Raw genomic sequence first — 20902 nt, 5'->3', positions numbered from 1 at the left:
ACCCAGTTGTCATGATGCTGCCCTAGTCGTCCTTCGTCGTTCCAATCGCAGACTTGAGCAGATACGTGGACGCACCGGCGAGCATGATGAAGAAGATCGGCACGAGCAGCTCAAAGATCTTCGGCGGAGCGCCCGATCCGGTGGGAAGCATCTGAATCAGCGGACGCAGCAGCATCGCGACAAACCAGAGCGCGAGGTTCACGACGATGGTTTTTTTGGCCTGGGCTTGGGTCATGGTGTTCTCCTTGTTTCAGGGTGGGTGCTTCGATGGTTCCGACGAAAAAGCGCTCTATTTCTTGGCTTAACATCCCGGATCAGGCGACGGCGAGCGGGAATGGAGCGGAGCGACATAGCTTGCTGAAGGCAACCCGAAGGGCAGCGCCGGGGGGCGCTGGCAACCGTCGATGACACGACAGATGCCATTCGAGCCGTTGCCTGCATCCGTTTTGTTCGGCCTTGGTTTGGAGGTGACCGCTTTCATGAGACTGTCAACGCTCCCCACCCGTCATACTCAACTCCAAGACTCCCACATAGTTCGTGATGGGCTACACTCTCCCTGAAAATCTCGCCGACGTCCAGAGTCATACTGCGAGCCATGATCAAACGAGACTCATCGGGCGAGAAGTCGAGAAGCGTATATCCACGGGAAGAGAGCGCCGTCTGCATCTCCTGCAAAGCACTTTGATCTCCCCGAAAGACGAACTCCAGCGAATGTGGCTTCGATGCGTCACTGCCAGCCTTCACGAGGTTATCTACAACACGGCGATCCATGATCAGCAACCATGAGGTCTCTGAGGGCCAAACAGACTCAAAGTAAAAGTCCCATCCGTCATGCTCAGAAACATCGGTCTCATAAGCTGCGTGCTCCCGAATCCAACGCCCAACTGGTGGGCGAAAAGGGGTGTAATCAGCAACCTGAAACACCAACTCGCGTCTGCCGCTGTGTGTAAGACGACCAAGGAGCAGGCAAGGGACTGAAGCAGCATCAAGAGCTTCGACCAAACGATCCTCCATATCCCATAGAATCTGGGCCTCGTCCTGTGCAGGGCCTCCGTTGTGGTTGGGGGCCTTGATCGTGATAATAACTCTGGCGCAATATGGATACTTGCTCTGATCAATCTTGTTCGCCTCCGTGTGGAAACCCACAATAACTGGGCCGCTGTCGGTGCTGTAAGAATAAGAGTCCCAGTCGTGGTTAGGGCAAACGCTCATGTGGTAGAGAGTGGCGCTGTTGGTTGCCCGAACAGTGTGGATGGTTAACAGATTCGTGTGTTTGTCAGCAGCTTTATAGCCGACAGATTGGTTGCCTGAGTACAGATTTCGGGGCTCACGGGTGTCGTTTTATCCTCCCATGTCGTACTCAGGCAACAAACCTGTCGGTGGGTGCGCTGTGGGCGGATACTGGAAGCTGAAAAATATCCCGAGAGGTCGCCTTCATTCAGCACCGCACCATACAATACCCGAAGTCCATCTCCCAGCCGGTGGTGGTCTTGGTCACGGGGATGGCGGGAGTGAGGCGGTAGAGGAGACGGCGGCCGTCTTGCGGGTTCTCCGCCGTCACCACCAGACCAGCACCGCGCAACGCGACGAGGTGTTTGAGCGTGGCGTCGAGTCGTTTGCCGACGTTGCCTGCCAGAGTCGTGGCGGTGTGAGATTGACCGTGGGCGAGGATTTGGAGAATCCTCCGCCGCGTGGGATCGCCGAGCGCGGCATAGACGGTATCCGCCGGGATGACCTGCGGTGGTGGCGCGGGCAGGGTGGGAGGCGCGGCTGGCTGGCTCATGGAGTGATTGTGTCCGGGCCGAGCCTTTTGACAAGCCCCGCAGCTCCGCAATCAAGGTCCAGCAGGCTCCTGACAAGCTGGAGGACTCCGCAATCGAGGTTCAGGAGACTCCCAACACGCGGGAGGGCTCCGTAATCGGGGTAACCGAGGCTCCCACAAGCAGGAAGACTCCGCAATCGAGGTGGAAGAGACTCCCAACACGCCGTAGGACTCCGCAATTGGGGCTTGGGAGACTGCCGACACGCCGGAGGACTCCGTAATCGAGATGAAGGAGAGCTCCAACAAGCAGGACGACTCCGCAATCGGGCTTCCGGAGACTCCTGACAAGCGGGACGGCTCCGTAATTGAGCCTCGGGAGTCTCCTGACACGCCGGAAGACTCCGCAATCGAGCTGCGGCAGCCACCTTCCGCCCTGAAAATCAGTGTTTTATGACTCAGGGCGATGATTTCATCATCGGTTCGCACGTCGCGTCAGCGTCCTGGAGTGCGCCAGCCCTCTGGCGCTTTCGAGCGTCCCATGGCCTGCGAAAAGCTCCAGAGGACTGGAGCACTCCAAAACGGCAAGCGCCCTTGGATGCCACACCTAGTTCGTGCGCCTCACATGCGAATGAACCAAACTGCGAACAGAGAAACTGCGAACCGTGAACTATTTCTCCAACAGCTTCTTCACCATCTCCGCGATCTTCTTCGCGCCATCGGGTTCATAGCCGGTCTTCACATACGCCACCTTGCCATCGGGGCCGATGACGACGGTGTGGGGGATGCCTTCGACGCCGAAGGACTGGCCGACGCGTTGGTTGGCATCGAGGGCGACTTCAAACTTCCAGCCGCGGGTTTCGAGGAAGGTTTTCACAGCTTCTTTGGCCTCGGCCTGATTGACGCCGATGAAGCGGACCTTTTTGGCATCGAAGGCGGACATCTGATCGATCATGTCGGGCAGGGATTTGATGCAGGGGCCGCACCAAGTGGCCCAGAAGTCGAGGACGATGACTTTGCCCTTCTCCTGCGCGAGATCGAAGTCACCACCAGCGAGCAGCGGCAGTTTGAAGGGCTTGGCATCCTTGTTGAGCAGCGGAGAACTCTGCCCGCCGGTCTCCGGCAGCACGGGTTCGGGCGCGAACTTCAATTTCCAATCTCGCAGGGCCAGCATGGCGGCGCTGTCCGGCGGCGTGGCGGTGCGGATGATGTGGATCTGCGGCAAGGGCACGCGGCAGTCGCCGAGCAGGGCGTTTTTGCCGACCACGGCATCGTTGGCGAAGCGTTCCACCTTCAAGCCGAGCCGGCCGCCGTTGTTGAGCAGCAGCCAGTGTGTGATGGCGGGCGGATCGCCCTCTTTCGCCCGTGCTTCGAAGGCGTCACTGACGGCATCCGCCGGTTTGACGAGCCACACGGCGGCCTTCACGCGGTCACGTGGCACCTGGATGGTCTCCAAACCGGAGCGAATCGAAAAATGCTTCGCGGTGGCGGCTTCGATCACGCCACGCAGCAGGTCGCCGTTCGCGGCGAGCAGCGCATGCCGCGGCGGATCTTCTTTGCGGAAGCGCGGCACGGTGAGCGCATGCTCCTTGGCCCGCAGATCGACGACCGGCACGGCCAGACGGCCCGGGGCGATGCGTGCGCTGAATGAGTTGATCTTCACATCGCGCTCACCATTCCCCCACAGGCTGAACGGCTCGATGATGAGGCCGCTGCCGGAGAGCATCTTCGGAGTGAGCACGATCTTGCGCGCGGACACGCCGTTGAAGAAAACCTCGATGTTGTTTTCGCTGATGGTGATGCGCACCGGCATGGGGCCGGTGGTGCGCAGGCGGAACTGCCGGTCCATCTGGTCGCCGCTGGATTCGAGGCCGAAGCACACCTCGCTGCCCATGTGGCCGAAGAGCAGGTTCGTGCTCGGCGCGGCGGGATTGACGCCGTCGCAGAACAACCGCACGCGCAGAGCGCTGAAGCCGTTGCTGAGCAGCGTGAAGCTGAGTTCGTTCACCTGCATGAAGGACGGATGCCCCCAGGAGCCGCCGGGTTCGAAATCAATCGCCGCCTTGCCGTTGCGCTTCACCACTTTCTCATCGCCACGCACGCGCTGCCAGCCGGGGTCTTCGAAACCGTCGAGATTCAAGGGAGCGCCGCCGAACTGGATGGCCTGGAGTTTTTCAGCCGGCAGTTGCTTCACTGCGGCGAGGCTGGAATCCAGATCGACCAGCTTCGCATCAATCGCCCGCAGCGTTCCTGGCACCACGTCTCCATTGTTCAGATAAAACAGGGCGTCGCTGCGGATGCCCTCCGGCTGCGCCGTGGCAGCCCGCGTGATCTCGAAGTTCGCGGGATTGATCATGGCGACGGAGCTCAAGCCGCCAACCACACGCCAGCGCGGCTGGGGCTCGCCCCCGGCATCGAGCGTGCCGTGCAGCGGCTTTTTCTTGTCCATGATGAGCGTGTCCAACGTGGCGAGATCGGGTGATTTGGGACCGGGTTTGTTCTCGCGCAGGTCCATGCGGCGGGCTTCGCCGTATTTGAAGGACACGGGATCTTTGCACCAGCCGGTCTTCATCGTCGCCACCTCGTTGCGCATGTGCAGGAGCAGGCCGGAGATCCATTCGCCATCCGCAAACCACAACTCCGTGCCCGGTGAAAGCGCGCTGTAAAAGGGCGAGGGCGGCTCCATCTCGACGCCGAGCACCTTGTCCCATGGCAGGGTCGTTTCCTTGCCGGTGTCTTTGGCGCGCACGGTCAAACCAGCGGCATCGGCCCGCACGACGGAAGCCTTGAGATGATGACCGTCCGCCAGTTCCACGCGTGGACGCGCGTCCGTGATGTCGGTGGGCAGCGTGCCGTCCCAGGCGCGGATGCGCAGGCCTTCCAGCTTCAGATCAGGCCCTTTGTTCAGCAGCGTGAATCCCGCCGGTGTGTTGTCTGCTGTGCTGGAGGTCACGCGGACTTGCGCACGAGCGGCATCGACCTTGGCCTGGGCCACGCCCTGAACCACGCCGAGCAAAGCGCCAAACAGGCCGCCGCCCGCCTTGTCCGCAGGTTTTTTCTCCGCAGCCTTCTCTTTTTCATCTTCCACCGGCGGCTTGCTCGTTTCCGCCAGCTTTTTGCCGTCCGCATTGTAAATGGCGCACAGGCCGGTCTTGCGATTCCAAAACAGCGTCATCGCCACGCGATGATCGGTATCCTTGAGCGTCTTGAGGCTTTGAAACACGCGGCCTTGCAGCACGACATCATCCACCCAGGTTTCGATGGTCACCTTCTCCTGCGCGGAGACTTTGAGGTCGAGCTTGAACTCCGGCCGCACGGTGGACGTGAGGTTGAACTGCATCTCCACCTGCTCCGGCAGCTCCAAGGGCAGGGTCGCGCTGCGATTCCAGCCGTACTGCCTCAAAGCGGCTCCGGGAATCACCCGCCAGAGCTTCTTGTTGTTTTTAACATCGCTTTCGATCCACCCGTTCGTGCTCGTGGGTGCCGCAAACAGAATGCCCGCGCCGCTGAGACGCTTGATGCTCGCCACGGCGCTGCGCTCGATCCGCATGGTGCCAAAGCGTGCGGACTTCAACGCGATCGTCGTCGCGCTTATGCCGACGACGTTGCCATAGAGCCGCGTGCCATCGGCCATGCGGATGCTGAAGGGCTCCTTCGTCGGCCGGTCTTCCGGCAGCTTGCCCACACGACGCAGCACGCTCAGGCTGACCTTGAGCGGCTCGGTGAATATTTCCGAGCGCCAGACGACATGATCGTCCGCGACCTCCATCAAATGGCCGCCGATCCATTCGCCATTCTGCCAATGCAGTTCAGAGGCGCGGGTCACACATGCCAGCGCCAGGAAGGTGAGGATGCGTTTAGCGTTCATAGATCGGCAGGAAGCGGTAGTTCAGCGCCATGGCCAGCAGGGACATGCCGGTGGCGTAGGCCTCGTTGTTGAAGCTGCCATCCGGCGCCTGGCTCTCACTGAGCACGCGGGCGGTGGCGGCGTTCCACTTCTGCCACGAGGCGTAGTCGCCCTGGAACAAGGCCTGCGCCATGTAGTAGCGGAAGTACTCCTTGTAGTTGCCCTCGGTGTGCTCCAGCCGCTCGGTGATGTGCTTCAGCGTGGCCTTGAACTCCTCGGAATCCTTGTGCTTCGACACGGCGGAGACGAGCGTGGCGATGGCGCTGCGGTTCATCGACTCGCCGAAGCCGCCAAAGCCGCCGGCGTAGGCCACGCTGCCATCCTTGCCGGTGCTGCGGCGCATGTACTCCAGCGCGGCATTGATGACTTCATCAGAGACCTCCATGCCCGCGTTGCGCGCGGCCAGCAACCCCATCAGCACCGCGCCCGTCACCGAGGTGTCCGCGTCCGTCGAGTTCGGCATGTAACGCCAGCCACCCCAGCGGTTCGCCTTCTGCGAGGTGCCGGCACAGCGGACCGCGAGATCGAGCGCCTGCCCGATCGTGCGGACCGGCTTGCCGCCTTCCCACAGCAGCGATTCATCCACCGCTCCGTAGGCCTCGGAGAGTGCGAGCATGGCAAAACCGTGATGGTACATGCTGTTGGGCAGGTAACCGGTGCTCGCATCCTGGCTGCGGATGATGGCACGCAGCGCACGACGGATGTTCGCCGCGTAACGGCCGAAGTTCGGATCCTCACCGCTCGCCAGAAAGGCCATGAGGCAGATGCCATCCACACCGGCGCCATCGTTGCCGCCCTGCCAGTTGCCCTGCTCGCTCTGCTTCGATGCCAGCCAGGCAAGGCCGCGCTCGTACACGGTTTCAACTTCCTGCGGAATCGCTCCGCCGAAACGCAGCGCGGGATCTTGGGCGTGAAGGGCAAAGGGCGAAGGGCAAAGAGCAACGCACAAGCCAAAGATCGTTATGAGGACGCTTCGCCGCATGTGCCAGGCTCCAGGCTCGCTTTGCATTTGCCTGGACCCTTTGCCCTTCGCCCTTCGCTCTTCGCGCATGTTCATGGGTCGAGGATGAGCCCTCCGTTGATGATGATCCGGTTGGCATTGCCGTTGGCGCCCTGCTTCATGCGGTTCTCGTGATTGTTTTTGATGCCCTCCCAGTACTGCATCGCGTCGGGCAGATCGCGTTCCTTGCACAGCTTCCACTGCTCCGGCGTCAGGATCGCCTGCAAATCCTTCTCCGCCACGCCGGCCACCGGCACCAGCGCGTAGTAGTATTGCAGGAACCACTGGAAGGACATGTAGCGCTCGATGTCCGGCAGGTACTCCACCAGCACCTTGTGGACGGCTGTTTCGATCTTTGCGCATTGGTCTGCCGTGAGCCGGCGGCGGCGGTCCAGTTCCGAGACGCTCATCGCCGCCATGGCCTTCAGGCGGTAATCACGCCGCGCTTCCACCACCTGCTGCAACTGCTTTTGCTGAGCTTCGTTCAGTGTCGCGCTCAGCTCCGTCTTCCACAGCTCCGCATCCTGTGGTCCGCCCTCGTTGCGGCTGAAGCTCACGCGTTCCGTGCCTGCGAGCGCCTGCAAGATGTTCTTCGGCGTGGCGCTCTGCACGCTCTGCCGCACGTAGCGCTCGGTGTTTTGCCGCCAGGGTTCCAAATGCTTCTCCACCGTCCCCTTGGCCGCTGTGGTGAGCCGTGTGACCGCCGGTTCGGGCAGCGAGAGCACACGCTTGGCGTCCTCAACCTGCGGAATCATCACCGCCAGCACCTTCTTGCGTTCCGTTACAAACATCTTGTACAGGTGCGCCGAGATCGCGATCTCCATGTCTATCACGGCGGGTCCGGTGGCGTTCACGTCCGGCGTGGCGGTGCGTGATGAGCTGTTGTTCGACGCGATCAGCTCCTTCCAGTGTTGCCACTGCACCTCATCGAGGATCGCGCGCACCGTTTCCTCCTTGGCCTTGCCGGCGTTTTGAAAGAGCTGGCTGGCGTTGTAGCTCCAGTACTGCTGGCGGCGCTGCTCCAGCAGCGGCTGCATCAGCTCCAGCAGCAGCGGTTCCAGTTTCGTGCGCTGGGTCTGATTCAGCACCAGCGTCTTGTCCATCTCTGCCAGACAGGCGCGTGCGATGGCCGAGCTCGTGCGCTCCTCGCGCTGCTTGTTTTCGGCGGCCATGCGGGTGCGCTCCTCCTCGGAGAGGATCTTCTTCAAGCCATCCTTCCAAACCGGCAGCACCATGGCCTGCTGCTCCTCGTTGATGCCGAAATAAACGTTGCCACGGATGCGCTTGCGCTCCGTGGCCGAATAATTCTTTGCCTGCTGCAACCAGCCCTTCCGCGCCAGCTTCAGCGACTCTTGAATCGCCTCCTTCGACAGCTTCGACAGCGCCTGCTGCCGCTCCTTGTTCAAATCCAGCGCCACCACGATGCTGTCGATCTCCGCGCTCAGGGCCAGTTCCATCTGCTGCTCCGCCTGCTGTTCGGAGGGTTTGATCATGTCGGCCAGCTCGGCGCCCTCCTTGCCGCGTTCCTCCTGCTCAGTCTTCTTCCACTGGGCGATCAATTCCGCAGGCAGCACCTTCCCGGCGGTATCTTCCCACAGCTTGTCCCAGGCCTCGCCACGCGGCCGGTCGAAGCGGATGTAGTAATAACTGCGCTTCGTGATGCTCTGTCGCGCGGTGGGCGGCAAGGTGCGCAACATGTCCGTCGCGCGTTTGCGTTCGGTGTCCACCAGTCGGTTCAGCAGGGCGTTCGCAGCATCGTTCAAGGCTTTCACGCGATCCTCGGGGAGATTCAATTTGGTCTTCATCAGCCCGATCTTTGCCTGCAAGTCCTCGTTCATCGGCCCCCGTGATTCACCACCCCAACGCGTGAGATGATCGGCGATCTCCTTGGCCGTTTGCTCCTTCACCTTCGCATCCGCAGCCTGCCACGTTTTGAATCGTTCTTCGCCGAGTGTCTGGCGCAGTGTGGCGAGCCAGTTGGCGGTCTCCTGCGGCGGTGTCCAGTTTTCCACCGGTTCATTCGGTCCCGCCACATCCGGCTTCCACATGCCGATGTGCCGGATCGCCGCCGACTCCGACGTGCGTGACAAATAAGTGCGCATCATCACCACCGCCAGCGGCTGCCACGCCTTCACCGTCGCATCCACCGCCTTCTTTGACTCCTCCTGCAACGCCTTCTTCTCCTCCGTCGTGAGCTTCGCCACCGCATCGACGGCCTGGATCACTTCCTCCATGTGGGCCGTCATTTGCTTGTGCTTCTCCGGCACACAACGCTCCACCAGCTCAGCCAGCGTCTTCTCCACCGCCTCGGAAAGCGGCTTCTTCAACTCCGTGCGCGAGTAATAGGTCGTCTGGGCCTTCGCGGTGACAACACCCAGCATCAGAACCGTCAGCAGAACTCGTGTCATTTCACCGTGCCTCCAGCCTCCAGCTTGTTGAAATATGCGTCCAACCCCGTCTTGAACTCTTCCGGCAGCTCGCGGCCGGCCTTGCCGGTCGATTGGCCCACTGGACGTGCATCCACATTCGCGTTCGCGTCCGAACCAATGCCCAGATCTGCCAGAGCCGCCTCCGAGGCCGAGTCCGCCGTGCCACCGCCGCCCGGATTGCCGCCTCCACCACCGCCGCCGCCTTTGCCCGCCCGTTTTGCTTGAAGCAGCAGTTCAATCGCCTCCGTCTCCGCCGCGATCGCCGGAGCACCTGTGTCTGCTTTGTCCAGAATGCCCGCCGCTTCCATCATCACGCCCATCGCCGCGTCCAGCAGCTTCAATTCCTTGCCAAACTTCTCGTTCCCCTGTGGCAGACGCAGAATGTCATCAAACGCACCGCGTACGCTCGCCTGGATGCCAAACTGCTTCGAGGCGAGGTTGCCTGATTTTTTGGCGTGTTCGCCGGTCGCCAGCGCCGCCTTCGCACTTTCCAGCTCACGCGTCTCATCGCGCAGCTTCATCTCATCGCGCAGCGCCTTCATCACTTTGAGCACAATCTCCGGCGGCAGGCTGTCCGCGCTGCAACTGCTGCACGATTTGCACTCGCTGGCCGCCACCATCTCCTCCGCCCAGCGGTCCAGCGTGTCCGCCCAAAATTCCGCGCCCGCCATGCTGTTGCCGCTCAGATTCACCGCCGCCTGGTCACCGAGATACGCCAGCATCTTCACCACCTGCGTCTCCTTCATCTGGCCGATGACGTTTTTGAAATGCATCTCCGGCTTGCGCGCATAATACGCCTCCAGGTCGCTCTGAATCACCCGCACCGTCTCGCTCTGTTTCTTCTCGTGCTCTGCGATGACCGCCGCGTCCTTCACCGGTTTCCTTTCGAGGCCGAACGCGCTCAGCGTCTTCGTGTTCAAATCCTTCACCGCCACGAGTTGATCGCGTGACGCTTTTTTCAGCCGCTTCACAAACGTGCTCGCCTCCAGACTCGCCAGCACCGCTGCCAGTTCGTCGGAAACTCGCGCAAACTCCGCCAGCAGCAGCTTCTGCTCATCAATCGCCTCGTCCATCTTCTGCTGCGCCGGTGTTTCCGCCTTGGGTTGCTCCTGCTCGCCATCTTTCTTCTTCGAAGGAGCCGCCGCCATCTGCGTCGTCGGTAGTTTCATCGTGCTTGGTTTTGGCGGAGACGGTTTCGCATTCGGATCAGCCGGCTGCTGCTCCGCCTTGCTCATCGAGCCTTCCTTGTCCGCGATGCTCGGCATGTTTTCCTTCTTCTGCTCTTCCGTGGATGCCTTGCCGCCTTGCGCTCCCTTCGGCAAATCCGGCCCGTTCGCAATCTGCGGCGCGCTCGGCTTGCTCGGAGAAGACTTTGCTTCACCCGGCTTCGCCTCTTTCGAATTCTGCTGCGATGGATTGGAAGGGGAATTGTTCGCTGTGGCCTGATTTGGCTTCCCAGCCTTCGACCCCGAGCTCTCCTTCAGCAAATCCGCCACGCTCGGCATCCGCTTCGCTGCAATGTCCTGAAGCGACTTGAGCATCGTCGCCCACGACTCCAGCCGCTTCGCGTCGAACTCATCATTCCGCGTCGCCTGCTCCACCAGGCTGCGACCGCTTTGATTCAGGCTGCTCAGTCGAGCCGCGTTCGCATTCTCCGCGCTCGCCTGCTGCGAGATTTTGCGACGGTTCTCCGGCCGATCCAGTTCCGCCGCGTCCATCGCGCGCAGCTCCTTGTTCGTCGCATGCAGTTGCTGCTCGCGCTCATAACTCTCACGTGCCGCCTCCAGCCATTTGCCGAACTGTTCCGTCAACCACAGCGCGTGATCCGTTTTGTTCAGCACATGCAGCACGAACGCCGCTGAATACGCCCGCTTCCGGTTCGGCAGATAATCCTCCGCCCAAGCACGGATTTCGAGCGTCTGCGGCTCCACGCCGTCGCGTGTGGCACTGAACGTTGCCTTGGCCGAAAGCTCCTTCTTCTCCGGCGCTCCAGCGGCGGCGATGCGGTCGCCCCTCGTCTTGTCGTCGTTTACGCTGCGCCATTCCAGGCCCGTGCGTTGAATCCCGAAGTCATCCTGCACATCCACATCGAACGCGACCACTTCCGAATCGAGCACCACCTGCTCCGGCGTCTCACGCCGTGCCGCCAGCTTCGGCGCTTCGTCTTCGATGGCGTTGATCTTCAAAACCAGCGGCTCACGCGGCGTCAAACCATCGCGGTCCTTCCACATCACATGCTTTTCCGCATCCGCGTCGATGGCACGGAAGGGCGTCGTCACTTTCGCGCCCGACACCTTCTCCGCTTCGCCATTCACTTCGGCGGAAGCCAGTTCACGGCTCGCAGTCGCCTCCAAAGACGCCTTCGCACCCTTCAACACACTCACCGAACCGCCGCGCACTTCGATCACCGGCTCCGTCTTGTATTTCAAATACTCCGGCAGCCGCGTCCGCACCGACAATGCCGTCAGTTCCGGCCGCGTGCGTGGCAAAACGCTCAGCGTCTTGCGCACATCACCCAGCGACAGTGAAAGAGCCCCGTCTTCCTTCTGCGGCGGAAAGGCCAGCGGATACGCCCCTTCCTTCAAACCGCTCACGACCGCCGGCTGATCACTGATCTGCGCCTTCGCTCTCGCTGGCGACCAGCGCGTGTCCTTGTCGAGTTGCACCTTCAAATCAAACGGCTCCGCATACGGCACCACGAGACGCTCCGGCAGCTTCTCGATCTTCGCAAAAGTAAAACGCTCCACATCGCGCCACGGCGTGACCCAGCGCGCCATTGCGTTCCAGGCGGCGTCCGGCAGCAAAGTCAGCGCCGCCACGGCCAGCATCGCCGTCACGCCTGCGGCCCAGCCCCACTGGAAATGTTTCGCCTCAGGCACCGCATGTGAGAAATCCTTGTCCTTCACCGCCTCCGCCGCCTGCTCCATCGCCGCCTGCACCAGTCGCTCGCTGCGACCCGCCGAACCCGCCTCGACATGCGCCAGTTCCACGATGCCCAGCAACTGATCACCCAAACGCGGAAACGTGCGCTTCAACAGACGTGCCGCATCCTCCAGCCGCCGCTGACGCCACACCCAGCGATGCCACTTCAGCGGCACTCCAAGTCCCAACGTCAGCGCCCCCGCGATCAGCAACGTTGCCCGCAGCCACACTGGCGTCTCCATCACCCGATCCAGCGCGAACACGAGAATGTAAGACAACACAATCCCAAACGCCGCCGCCAGCAGCCCCTCGGTGAGCTTCACAATCCAGACTCGCTTGCGAAAATCCGCGAGCTTCGTTTCGAGGATGACCGGCAGTTCTGTTTTCATAATAGGGTGATGTTATCCTGATGAAACGTCTGTGACGAGCTTTTGATTGGGGGTTTAGAACGTCCCGGCGGCCTTTCTTCCGACCCAAAATAGGCCCATCAGCGTGACCAGCAGCCCCGCCCAGGCCGGATGCGCCCACAACGGCAGGCGGCGCTCCTGAATCGCAGGCTCAGGCATTCCCGCGATCGCCGCGACGACAGCCACAGGATCGCTGGCATCCAGCATCTGGCCCTTGGTGAACTGCGCAATCTCGCGCAGCACCTCCAGCCGCGCGGGCTGGCCGCGTTTTTCACGGCTGACGCCCTGAATCGAAATTTTTGCCTCCAACGACGATCCTGCCTCCGCGCAGGTGAGCTGCACCCGATGGTCGCCCGGTTCAGTCGGTGTGAAGGTGCCGTTGAACAGACCCCAGGCTTCTTCGCCAGCCGGGATGAGGCGCACGCTCGATACTTTGCCGCTCGGTGCGGCGATTTGGGCGATCACGGCTCCGTCGCGCAACGGTTCACCGGTTAAACTCATCACGTTCGCATTCAGCGTCAGCACATCGCCAGTGCGTGGACGATCCGGCGAGTAAAACAGGCGCATGCTGTCACCGCTGCTCATGTTGCGCTGGTAGGCCATCCAGCGCACCACCTGGCCCCAGAAACGGTAGTGGTATTTGTCCTCCACGCCCTTGCGCCAGCGCCACGCACCGTCCGTGCCCATGAAGAGGATTTTGCCCGCGCCATAGGTCTTCGTTACGATCAAGGGCACGCGGCCATACTGATTCGACTCGCTGCCATGTGTGGCGAGCACTTCGGTGCCTGCTTTGGCGCGCAGGGCGGGTGCATACCATTGAAAGCCCGGCAGATTGCCCCACACGCGGGCGCTTGCTTCATCACTGTCTTCGAGCTTCGTCAAAAGACTGCGCGTTCCGGCTTCCGTGAGCGCAAACTTGCCCGGTGATGACGATCCCCAGCCGCGTGGCTGGGCAGCGTCCCACACGACGGGCAGCAGGTCGGCCAGAAGTGTGTCCTGCAAGGTCGCTTGGAAACCATGGAAGCCCGGCATGAAGACGAGGCCACCCGCTTGATCGCGCACGAGCTTTTGCAGCGCGGTGCAGTGCGCTGCGGTGAGCTGGCTTTTCTCCAAACCCACATCGCCGAGGAAGACGACATCGAATTTCGTGAGTTCTTCGTCTTTGGGGAAGGCTTTGAGATAACCTCGCCCTGCCCCAGCTTTGCCGAGGCCGGGATGCAGCAGCAGGCAGTTCACTTCGACGCCGGGATCACGCTCCAACGCATTGCGCAGGTAGCGATACTCCCAGCGCGGGAAGGTTTCGATCACCAGTACACGGAGCTGCTCCTTGCGGATCGAGAGCGGCGCTTCCTGCGTGTTGTTTTCGGGATAGCGCTCGTTTGGTGTCTTTGGAATCGTCAGCGTGAGCTTCACCTCGCCCGGTTTGTCCGGCTTCCACGCGATGGCATCCTGTAAGCGACCCATGGCAGGCAGCGTGACCTCTTTGGTGATGATCTCACCGCTCGACGCTTTCATTTCCAGCATCACAACTTCATCACGCGGCAGCGAGCTGTCGATGACGAACGGAATGCGCAGCGGTTTGCCCGCCACCGCGAAGGTTGGCACGTCAAAACTCGTCAATTCCACATCCGGCAGCCGCGTCTCGGCTCCCGTCGGCACCGCAAACACGGGCACCTCGCGCATGCGCAGCCGTGTGGCGGCCTGAGCGGGTGCGCTGCCGGTGTTCCAATCGCCATCGCTGATCAACACGACCGCTTTGAGGTTCGGCTGCTGTTCGAGCACGCTGGCGAGTGCTGCATGAATGTCCGTACCTTCCGCCGCTGGTGTTTGTGACGACGAAAACGGCTCGATGACGACATCCATGCGCTGCTTGAGCGGCTCCCATAGCTTCGGCTCGATCAAGGGCTTCGCCGTTTCTTCACGCGAGATCACCTGTGTGCCGCGTGTGACATCCTTGGTGCTCATGCTGCCTGAAACATCATGCAGCACCGCCAACACCGGCTTCGTCTCCGGTTTGAACGTCTCCAGCCACTCCGGCTGCAGTAGTGTGATCGCGATGCCGAGGGCGATGATCACGCGCAGCAACTCCAGCCACCCCATGAGCTTGCGATACCCACTGCGACGCCACGCCATGAACGCCAGCCCCGCAATCGCGACCACAAACGCCACGCCGACAGCGAACGCGACGGGCGTGGGATTGAAGACGAGTTGGGACGTGGTGGGCTGCATATTTAAATCCTACTCCGCCTCCTACTCTTACTCCTCCTCCCTGAAGGGACGGGTCTATAGCTTTCGAAATCGCTGGGCATAACGGTCAGGGAGTAAGAGGAGGAGTAGGAGGAAGAGAAGGATTCAGGCAGCGCTGGGTCGAACTTCACGTTTCCCCGGCATGCAAAGCAGCGCCTCACCGAGCAGTGCGAGCGCCATAAAGAACAAGAACGTTCTCCAGATTTCGCTGGCGAGACTGGTTTCGTTTTCGACCTGGTCCTCAATGATGTGATGATCGAGTCCGGCAAAGAGTTCGGCGAGAGCAGTCTTGCCGAGCGTTTCGGACCGGTCTTCGCGCAGCGGGCGGTTCAGGGCGATGAGTTTGTCGTCTTTGGTGAGAATGCCAGCACGCAGCGATTGTTCGGAACTCAGCATCGCTTCTCCGGCTCGTTTCCAGTCATTCAGCGTGTCGGTGGCGACGGCTTCGCGTTGCTGCGCTTTGCCGAGCGTGCTGGCACCTTCATTCAAGGCACGATGCAGCATGGCGAACATCACTACGCCATCACGCGCGAGGCTGGAACTTCCGGAACCGGGCAGCGTGCCGAGGAACCAGGCGTTGCCATCACCGGGAATGTCCGCACGCATGAGCAGCGGCTTGTTTTCGGCGAGTCGTGCCAGCGGTGTGCCTTCGCCGAGGATTTCGCAACGCCGAGTCACTTCGAGCTCGCCAACGGGCAGTGAGGTGCCGCTGCGCGTGTTGGCGAGCAGGCCGGAGTCGTTGCGCCACCACTCGACGGAGGCGGGTTTGCTGTCGCCGCTCCACGCACCCCAGTGCAGGCCGCCGAAGGTTTCGTTGTTAGGTGCTTCCGTGGGTAGGAACAGGATGCTGCGTCCTGAGTTGAGATGATTCCTGAGTTGTTGGGTGATCAAATCGTCCGCCTTGGGCAATGCCGCGTGCCAGATGATAAGCGCGGTGTCGTCCCACGCGATTTCGGCGGCGCGGGAGACGGGCAGCACGGTGGCAGCATACTTGCGCGTGGGATCGGCGGCGGCTTCGAGTGCGGCTTGCAGTGGTCCGGCCTCAGTTTCGTCCTCGGTGATGATCACGGAACGCAGCACGGCCGGTTCATCGAAGACAAAATGGAAGACATTGTCGGAGGGCGAAGCATCGGCGGGCAGTTCCACGCGGCCAGAGCCGCGTTTCGTCGTTTTGTCGATGGGAATGGCGTGGCCTTGCAGCACGAGCTGCGAGTCCTTCATCTCGACCTTCATCGTGGTGCTCACATCATTGATGACAAATCGCAGCGGCAGCTCGGTGGGCGTTGCGGTGGCCGCGTCGCGTGTGATGCGCAGATCGAGCAGCAGTTCGGCTTTGTCGGCGGTTTCGCGGCGCACGGCACGCTCGACGGAGACGGCGAGATTTTGCGACACGGGCTGCGCGTAGGTCAGCAGATGAAAGCGCAGGCCTTTGAGGCTGGTGAAAGCACCGCGCAGCGCCTGCCAGCGTCCGCTGGCCGCATCCCAGTCGCTTTGGCGCAGATCGCTGAGCACCCACACGTCGGTGCGTCCGGTTTGATTCGTGGTGATGTAATCGAGCGCGCCTTGCAGCAGCGCAGGCACATCCGCCGTGGTGTCCGTGGGGCCGGTGAGCGGCAGATCAACGAGTGATTCCGGTTTTTCGAGCAACTGCGGCTGAAGATGCGCATTCTCGATCAGCACGAGCTTCGACCGCGTGCCAACGGTGTCGCGCAAGGCCTGCGAGAGCTTCGCGATGCCTGCCGCACGCTTGCTGGTGCCGGTGGCGAGGTTTTGCTGCTCCATGCTCGCCGAACGGTCGAGCAGCACGATCACCGTGTCCGGCACGCCACCGGTGAGCCCGAGCAAGCCGCCCGCCATCGGCCGCGTGATGACAAACAAGATCGCCGCCACTGCCAGCACGCGAAACGCCAGAATGAGAATCTGCCGCAGCCGCGACAGCCCCTTGTTCATGCGCTGCGCCATGCGCAGAAACATCATCGCCGCCCACTTCACCTGCCGCCGCCGATACAGGTGGATCAAATGAATGATCACCGGCAGCGCCGCGAGCGGCAGGGCGAGGAGCAACGCTGGAACGAGGAAGGTCATTTATCGTTTTGGCGAAGTGGGAAAGCGTTGCTGTCCTGACTTTGGCGAGTCGTTGCCCGGATCTGGCTCGCGAACCCCAAGGCCCAACGATATGGTCAGCTTTCCAATTTCGTTGAAATTGGTGTGCCACCAGACCGCCTTGTTCTGCGGCCAGCACCTTGCACCCGTGCAATGGAAGCAGATTTCAATGGCTCCCACCGGCTTGTCGTCGAAGTAGAAGACGATGATGTGATGCGGGTCGTAGCAAAGTGCGCCACCTGGCGTTTTCTCTTCCTCAAAGGTCGCTTTGAGAAGGGCCGCTGTTTGATCGGCATTCAAAACAGTCTCTTTGCGCTTCAGCTCCTTCAACTTGTCGAGCGCCAGTACGCCATCCTCGATAAAGGAGATGTGATCGGGATTGGCGAATTGATAGCCAACGACTTTGTCATAAGGCTTGTTCGGCCAGCCATTGATCCCCGCTGGCGGAGGGGTGAATTTTGCGTCTTCACACCATGCTAGACTCACCCATGTGAGAAGAAGAATTCCGATTTTTGAATGCATCACCGGCCTCCTTTCTTCTGAATCCGTGCCAGCAAGAACTTCACGAGCACGTCGTCGTATTTCTCGTGCAGCTTCACGCGGTGGTAGTCGATGGCGGTGGTGCGGACGAGGTCGTCGATTTCCATCATGTATTGCTTCACGGCCTCGCGGTAGTTGCGGGCGATGAGGCTGGGGTCGGCGAGGACGGCTTCGCCGCCTTCCATGTCGATGAAACGGGCGGGGCGGTCGAAATCGAAGTCGAGTTCCTTTTGATCGAGCAGATGAAACACGGTGACGTCGTGCTTGCGGAAGCGCAGGTGCTGAATGGCGGACTTCAGTTCGGCGGGCGGCACGAACAGGTCGCTGAAGATGACGACGAGAGCGCGTTGGCGGATTTTTTCGGCGGCGTCGTGCAGCGCGGTGAGCAGCGTGGTATCGCCGACGGGCTGGAGGCCGGCCATTTGATCGAGCACGACGCCGAGATGCGATGCACCGCGCTTGGCGGGAATTTCGACCGATTTTTCGGCGAGAGAATGCAGACCGACGGCGTCGCCCTGCTGCGCGGCGATGTAGGCGAGCGTGCCGGCGAGTTTTTTGGCGTAGTCGAAGCGTGTGGCACCAGCAGGGCCGAAGTTCATGCTGCCACTGGTGTCGATGAGCAGGCAGAGTCGCAGGTTCGTGTCGGCCTCGAATTCCTTGATGTAAAAGCGGTCGCTGCGCCCCCAGGTGCGCCAGTCGAGGCGTCGTGTGTCATCGCCGGGGACGTATTTGCGGTATTGCGCGAATTCGAGCGAGGAACCGCGCACGGGGCTACGATGCTTGCCGGAGACGTTGCCGAGCATGGCTTGGCGGGCGTTCAGCGGCAGCGCGATGAGGCGCGAAAGGACCGCTGGGTCGAGGAATGATCGAGATGATTCAGCCATGTTCGTCAAATGAAAGCCCGCCTCTTCCTCCTACTCCGTCTCCTCCTCCCTGAACGAGCGGCGGATACCCGGCCTTCGCACCGAAGAGCCAGCTTGCACAGGCACCTTGGTTGAAGCTCCTTCAAAACGAGCGATCAGCGCACTCAAGATCGAGACAACACTGAGCAGCATGTCCTTGCCATCGAGAACACGCTCTTGCTTGCACGCCATTTTGGCGACGATCGCATCAAGGCATGCGGCGCATTCGGTGGCTGAGCCGCGAGCGTCGTCGAAGAAGCGGACGCGCTGTTGAGTGGCCCGGCGGCCGTTACCTTCAGCCGTGTTCAGGAGGGCAGAGAGGCTGGCGCGGTCGAGTTGATCGATGACTTCGGAGAGGCGGGGTGTTTTGGAGGACTGGATTTCTGCAAAGAGATTGGTGAGCCAGGCGATGAACTGCAGTTCGAGTTGGTAAACCTCTAGCTTTTCGTGGTCGAACTTGCGTGCGGTGGACATGGCGTGCAGTCGGCGTGGGTTTGGATGTGCGGAAAGGGAGGAGGAGTAAGAGTAGGAGGCGGAGGAGGATTTTGCGATGAGCGCGGTTAGGCCTTCGCGAGTTCATCCACCAACCTCTTCGCCACATCACGGCTCGTCACGCCATCACTCTCCGCAGTAAACGTCGTCATCACACGATGACGCAGCACAGGATCAGCGACTTCGATGACGTCCTCCAGCCGCACCATGTAGCTGCCGTTCAAGGCAGCGCGTGCCTTGGCACCGAGGATCAAATTCTGCACGGCACGAGGACCAGCGCCCCAACTGACAAGAGGCTTCAACCAAGCGGGTGCCTCGCTGCTGGCTGGACGTGTCTTCCGCGCGAGATCGACGGCGAATTCATAGATGTGATCAGGCACGGGGACTCGACGGACGAGGTCTTGGAAGGCGAGAACCTTCGGGCCATCCAAGACGTGCTCCAGTTTTGGCAAACTCTGACCGGTCGTGCTTCTCGCGATGGCGATTTCTTCGTCACGGCTCGGATAATCGACGCCGATCATGAACATGAAGCGGTCGAGCTGGGCTTCGGGCAGGGGATACGTGCCTTCCTGCTCGATGGGGTTCTGCGTGGCGAGGACGAAGAAAGGGCTGTCGAGCGTGTAGGTGCGGCCGGCGACGGTGACTTTGTGCTCCTGCATCGCTTCGAGCATGGCAGCCTGCGTTTTGGCGGGTGCGCGGTTGATTTCGTCGGCGAGGACGATGTTCGCAAAGACGGGGCCTTTGGCGAACTCGAAGGCGCGTTTGCCGCCGGGGAGCTCTTGCAGGATGTCCGTGCCGGTGATGTCCATGGGCATCAGATCGGGCGTGAACTGAATGCGGCTGAAGCTGAGCGACATCGTTTCGGCGAGCCGGGAGATGAGCAATGTCTTGGCTAGGCCGGGAACGCCCATCAGCAGCGCGTGGCCGCGAGCGAAGAGGCAGATGGCGAGCTGCTCGACGACTTTGTCCTGGCCGACGATGATTTTTTTCAGCTCGGTGCTGAGTCGGAGGTAAACCCGACGCAGTTCATCAATGGCGGCGACGTCGTCTTTCGGAAGCGGGGAGTTGGACATGGTGTTTTTTTAGAATGCACACGCATGCCATCAGAAAACCGGCGCTCTGACAAGGGCATGCTGTGTAAATTAACTGTCAACGCCGCTGAAAATTGGGATTTCTTATCCAATGAGCGTCTGAACGTGCGCGGTGACGGCGCTGGCGAGGCCGCGGAGGTTGTAGCCGCCTTCCAAAACGGAGATGAGGCGGTTCTGGCAATGTATGGCGGCGGATTCGAGCAGAAGTTTGGTCAACGCGATGAAATCGTCGTCGGTGAGACGGAACTGGCCGAGGGGATCGTCGATGCGGGAGTCGAAACCGGCGGAGATGAGGATCAGATCGGGTTTGAACTTGTCGATGGCGGGCAGGAGGCGGTTCGTGAAGGCGCCGCCGATGTCTGACATGCCGGTGCGGGCGGGGAAGGGGAGGTTCAAGGTGCTGCCTTTGCCTTTTCCACTGCCAGATTCATCCGCATGGCCGGTGAAGGGATAGAGCGGACTTTGATGCGTGCTGGCGAAGAAGACGCTGCCGTCCTCATAGAAGATGTCCTGCGTGCCGTTGCCGTGATGCACGTCCCAATCCACGATAGCGATCTTCTGAGCGCCATGCTGCTTCTGCGCATGACGTGCGGCGATGGCGATGTTGTTGAACAGGCAGAAGCCCATGCCTTGCGCCGGACGTGCATGATGTCCCGGCGGACGCACGGCGCAGAAGGCGTTCTGCGCTTTACCAGCGAACACGGCATCGACGGCGTTCAACACACCACCGACGGCTTGAATCGCGACGTCATAGGATCGCGGACAAATCGAGGTGTCGCCGGTGCTGAGGTCTTCCAAGCCCGATTCGACGTCTTTCTTCGCGGTGGCGATGTATCCGCGATCATGGCAGAGCGCGATTTCGTCGATGGTGGCGACGCGAGGAGCGATGGACTGCGTTTTGGCGACGATTCCAGACTCGGTAAGCGCTTTCGTGATCGCAACATGACGCTGAACACTCTCAGGATGCCCCGGGCCTGGGTCATGCTGTTGGTAGATGGGATCGAGGAGCAGAGCCGTTGGCATGAGTTTACGGTGGTTGGCTGTTGTTTACGATTGTTGACGGTGGTTTGGCCAAACCATCGTCAACCACGGTCAACAACTGT

Annotated in this window: 14 protein-coding genes; all 14 read right to left on the bottom strand. The window is 61.1% G+C overall.

Annotated features, from left to right (window positions below; translation table 11 throughout):
• Positions 1-22: 22 nt before the first annotated feature.
• Positions 23-235, bottom strand: a complete 213-nt coding sequence (locus tag U1A53_RS04845; RefSeq protein ID WP_322279345.1) for a hypothetical protein — start codon at positions 233-235, stop codon at positions 23-25.
• A gap of 242 nt (positions 236-477) precedes the next feature.
• Positions 478-1212, bottom strand: a complete 735-nt coding sequence (locus tag U1A53_RS04840; protein ID WP_322279343.1) for a DUF695 domain-containing protein — start codon at positions 1210-1212, stop codon at positions 478-480.
• A gap of 226 nt (positions 1213-1438) precedes the next feature.
• Positions 1439-1783: a helix-turn-helix transcriptional regulator gene (locus tag U1A53_RS04835; RefSeq protein WP_322279342.1), complete on the bottom strand. Its 345-nt coding sequence runs from the start codon at positions 1781-1783 to the stop codon at positions 1439-1441.
• A gap of 646 nt (positions 1784-2429) precedes the next feature.
• Entirely contained in the window at positions 2430-5627 is a 3198-nt protein-coding gene (locus U1A53_RS04830; RefSeq protein WP_322279341.1) for a TlpA disulfide reductase family protein, read from the bottom strand.
• On the bottom strand, positions 5617-6648 hold the full coding sequence (locus U1A53_RS04825; RefSeq protein ID WP_322279340.1) for a squalene--hopene cyclase: 1032 nt from the start codon (positions 6646-6648) through the stop codon (positions 5617-5619). The genes U1A53_RS04830 and U1A53_RS04825 overlap by 11 nt, the downstream gene beginning before the upstream one ends.
• A gap of 71 nt (positions 6649-6719) precedes the next feature.
• A complete protein-coding gene (locus U1A53_RS04820; protein WP_322279338.1) occupies positions 6720-9074 on the bottom strand; it encodes a hypothetical protein in 2355 nt (784 codons plus the stop codon).
• Positions 9071-12406, bottom strand: coding sequence for a hypothetical protein (locus U1A53_RS04815; protein ID WP_322279337.1), 3336 nt, complete (start codon positions 12404-12406; stop codon positions 9071-9073). Before U1A53_RS04815 ends, U1A53_RS04820 begins: the two co-directional genes overlap by 4 nt.
• Positions 12407-12460: 54 nt before the next feature.
• On the bottom strand, positions 12461-14653 hold the full coding sequence (locus U1A53_RS04810) for a hypothetical protein (protein ID WP_322279336.1): 2193 nt from the start codon (positions 14651-14653) through the stop codon (positions 12461-12463).
• A gap of 123 nt (positions 14654-14776) precedes the next feature.
• Positions 14777-16756, bottom strand: a complete 1980-nt coding sequence (locus U1A53_RS04805; protein ID WP_322279335.1) for a BatA domain-containing protein — start codon at positions 16754-16756, stop codon at positions 14777-14779.
• Entirely contained in the window at positions 16757-17296 is a 540-nt protein-coding gene (locus U1A53_RS04800) for a hypothetical protein (protein WP_322279334.1), read from the bottom strand.
• Positions 17296-18198, bottom strand: coding sequence for a DUF58 domain-containing protein (locus tag U1A53_RS04795; RefSeq protein ID WP_322279332.1), 903 nt, complete (start codon positions 18196-18198; stop codon positions 17296-17298). Before U1A53_RS04795 ends, U1A53_RS04800 begins: the two co-directional genes overlap by 1 nt.
• 30 nt (positions 18199-18228) lie before the next feature.
• A complete protein-coding gene (locus U1A53_RS04790) occupies positions 18229-18690 on the bottom strand; it encodes a four helix bundle protein (protein ID WP_322279331.1) in 462 nt (153 codons plus the stop codon).
• A gap of 86 nt (positions 18691-18776) precedes the next feature.
• Positions 18777-19781, bottom strand: coding sequence for an AAA family ATPase (locus tag U1A53_RS04785; protein WP_322279330.1), 1005 nt, complete (start codon positions 19779-19781; stop codon positions 18777-18779).
• 102 nt (positions 19782-19883) lie between these two features.
• Positions 19884-20822 (bottom strand): histone deacetylase, encoded by a 939-nt coding sequence (locus tag U1A53_RS04780; protein ID WP_322279329.1) that lies wholly within the window; start codon positions 20820-20822, stop codon positions 19884-19886.
• Positions 20823-20902 lie beyond the last annotated feature (80 nt).

The sequence above is a fragment of the Prosthecobacter sp. genome (genome assembly GCF_034366625.1).
GTDB lineage: Bacteria > Verrucomicrobiota > Verrucomicrobiia > Verrucomicrobiales > Verrucomicrobiaceae > Prosthecobacter.
Note: the sequence above shows the minus strand (reverse complement) of the source record. Positions and strands in the feature narration are given on the sequence as shown.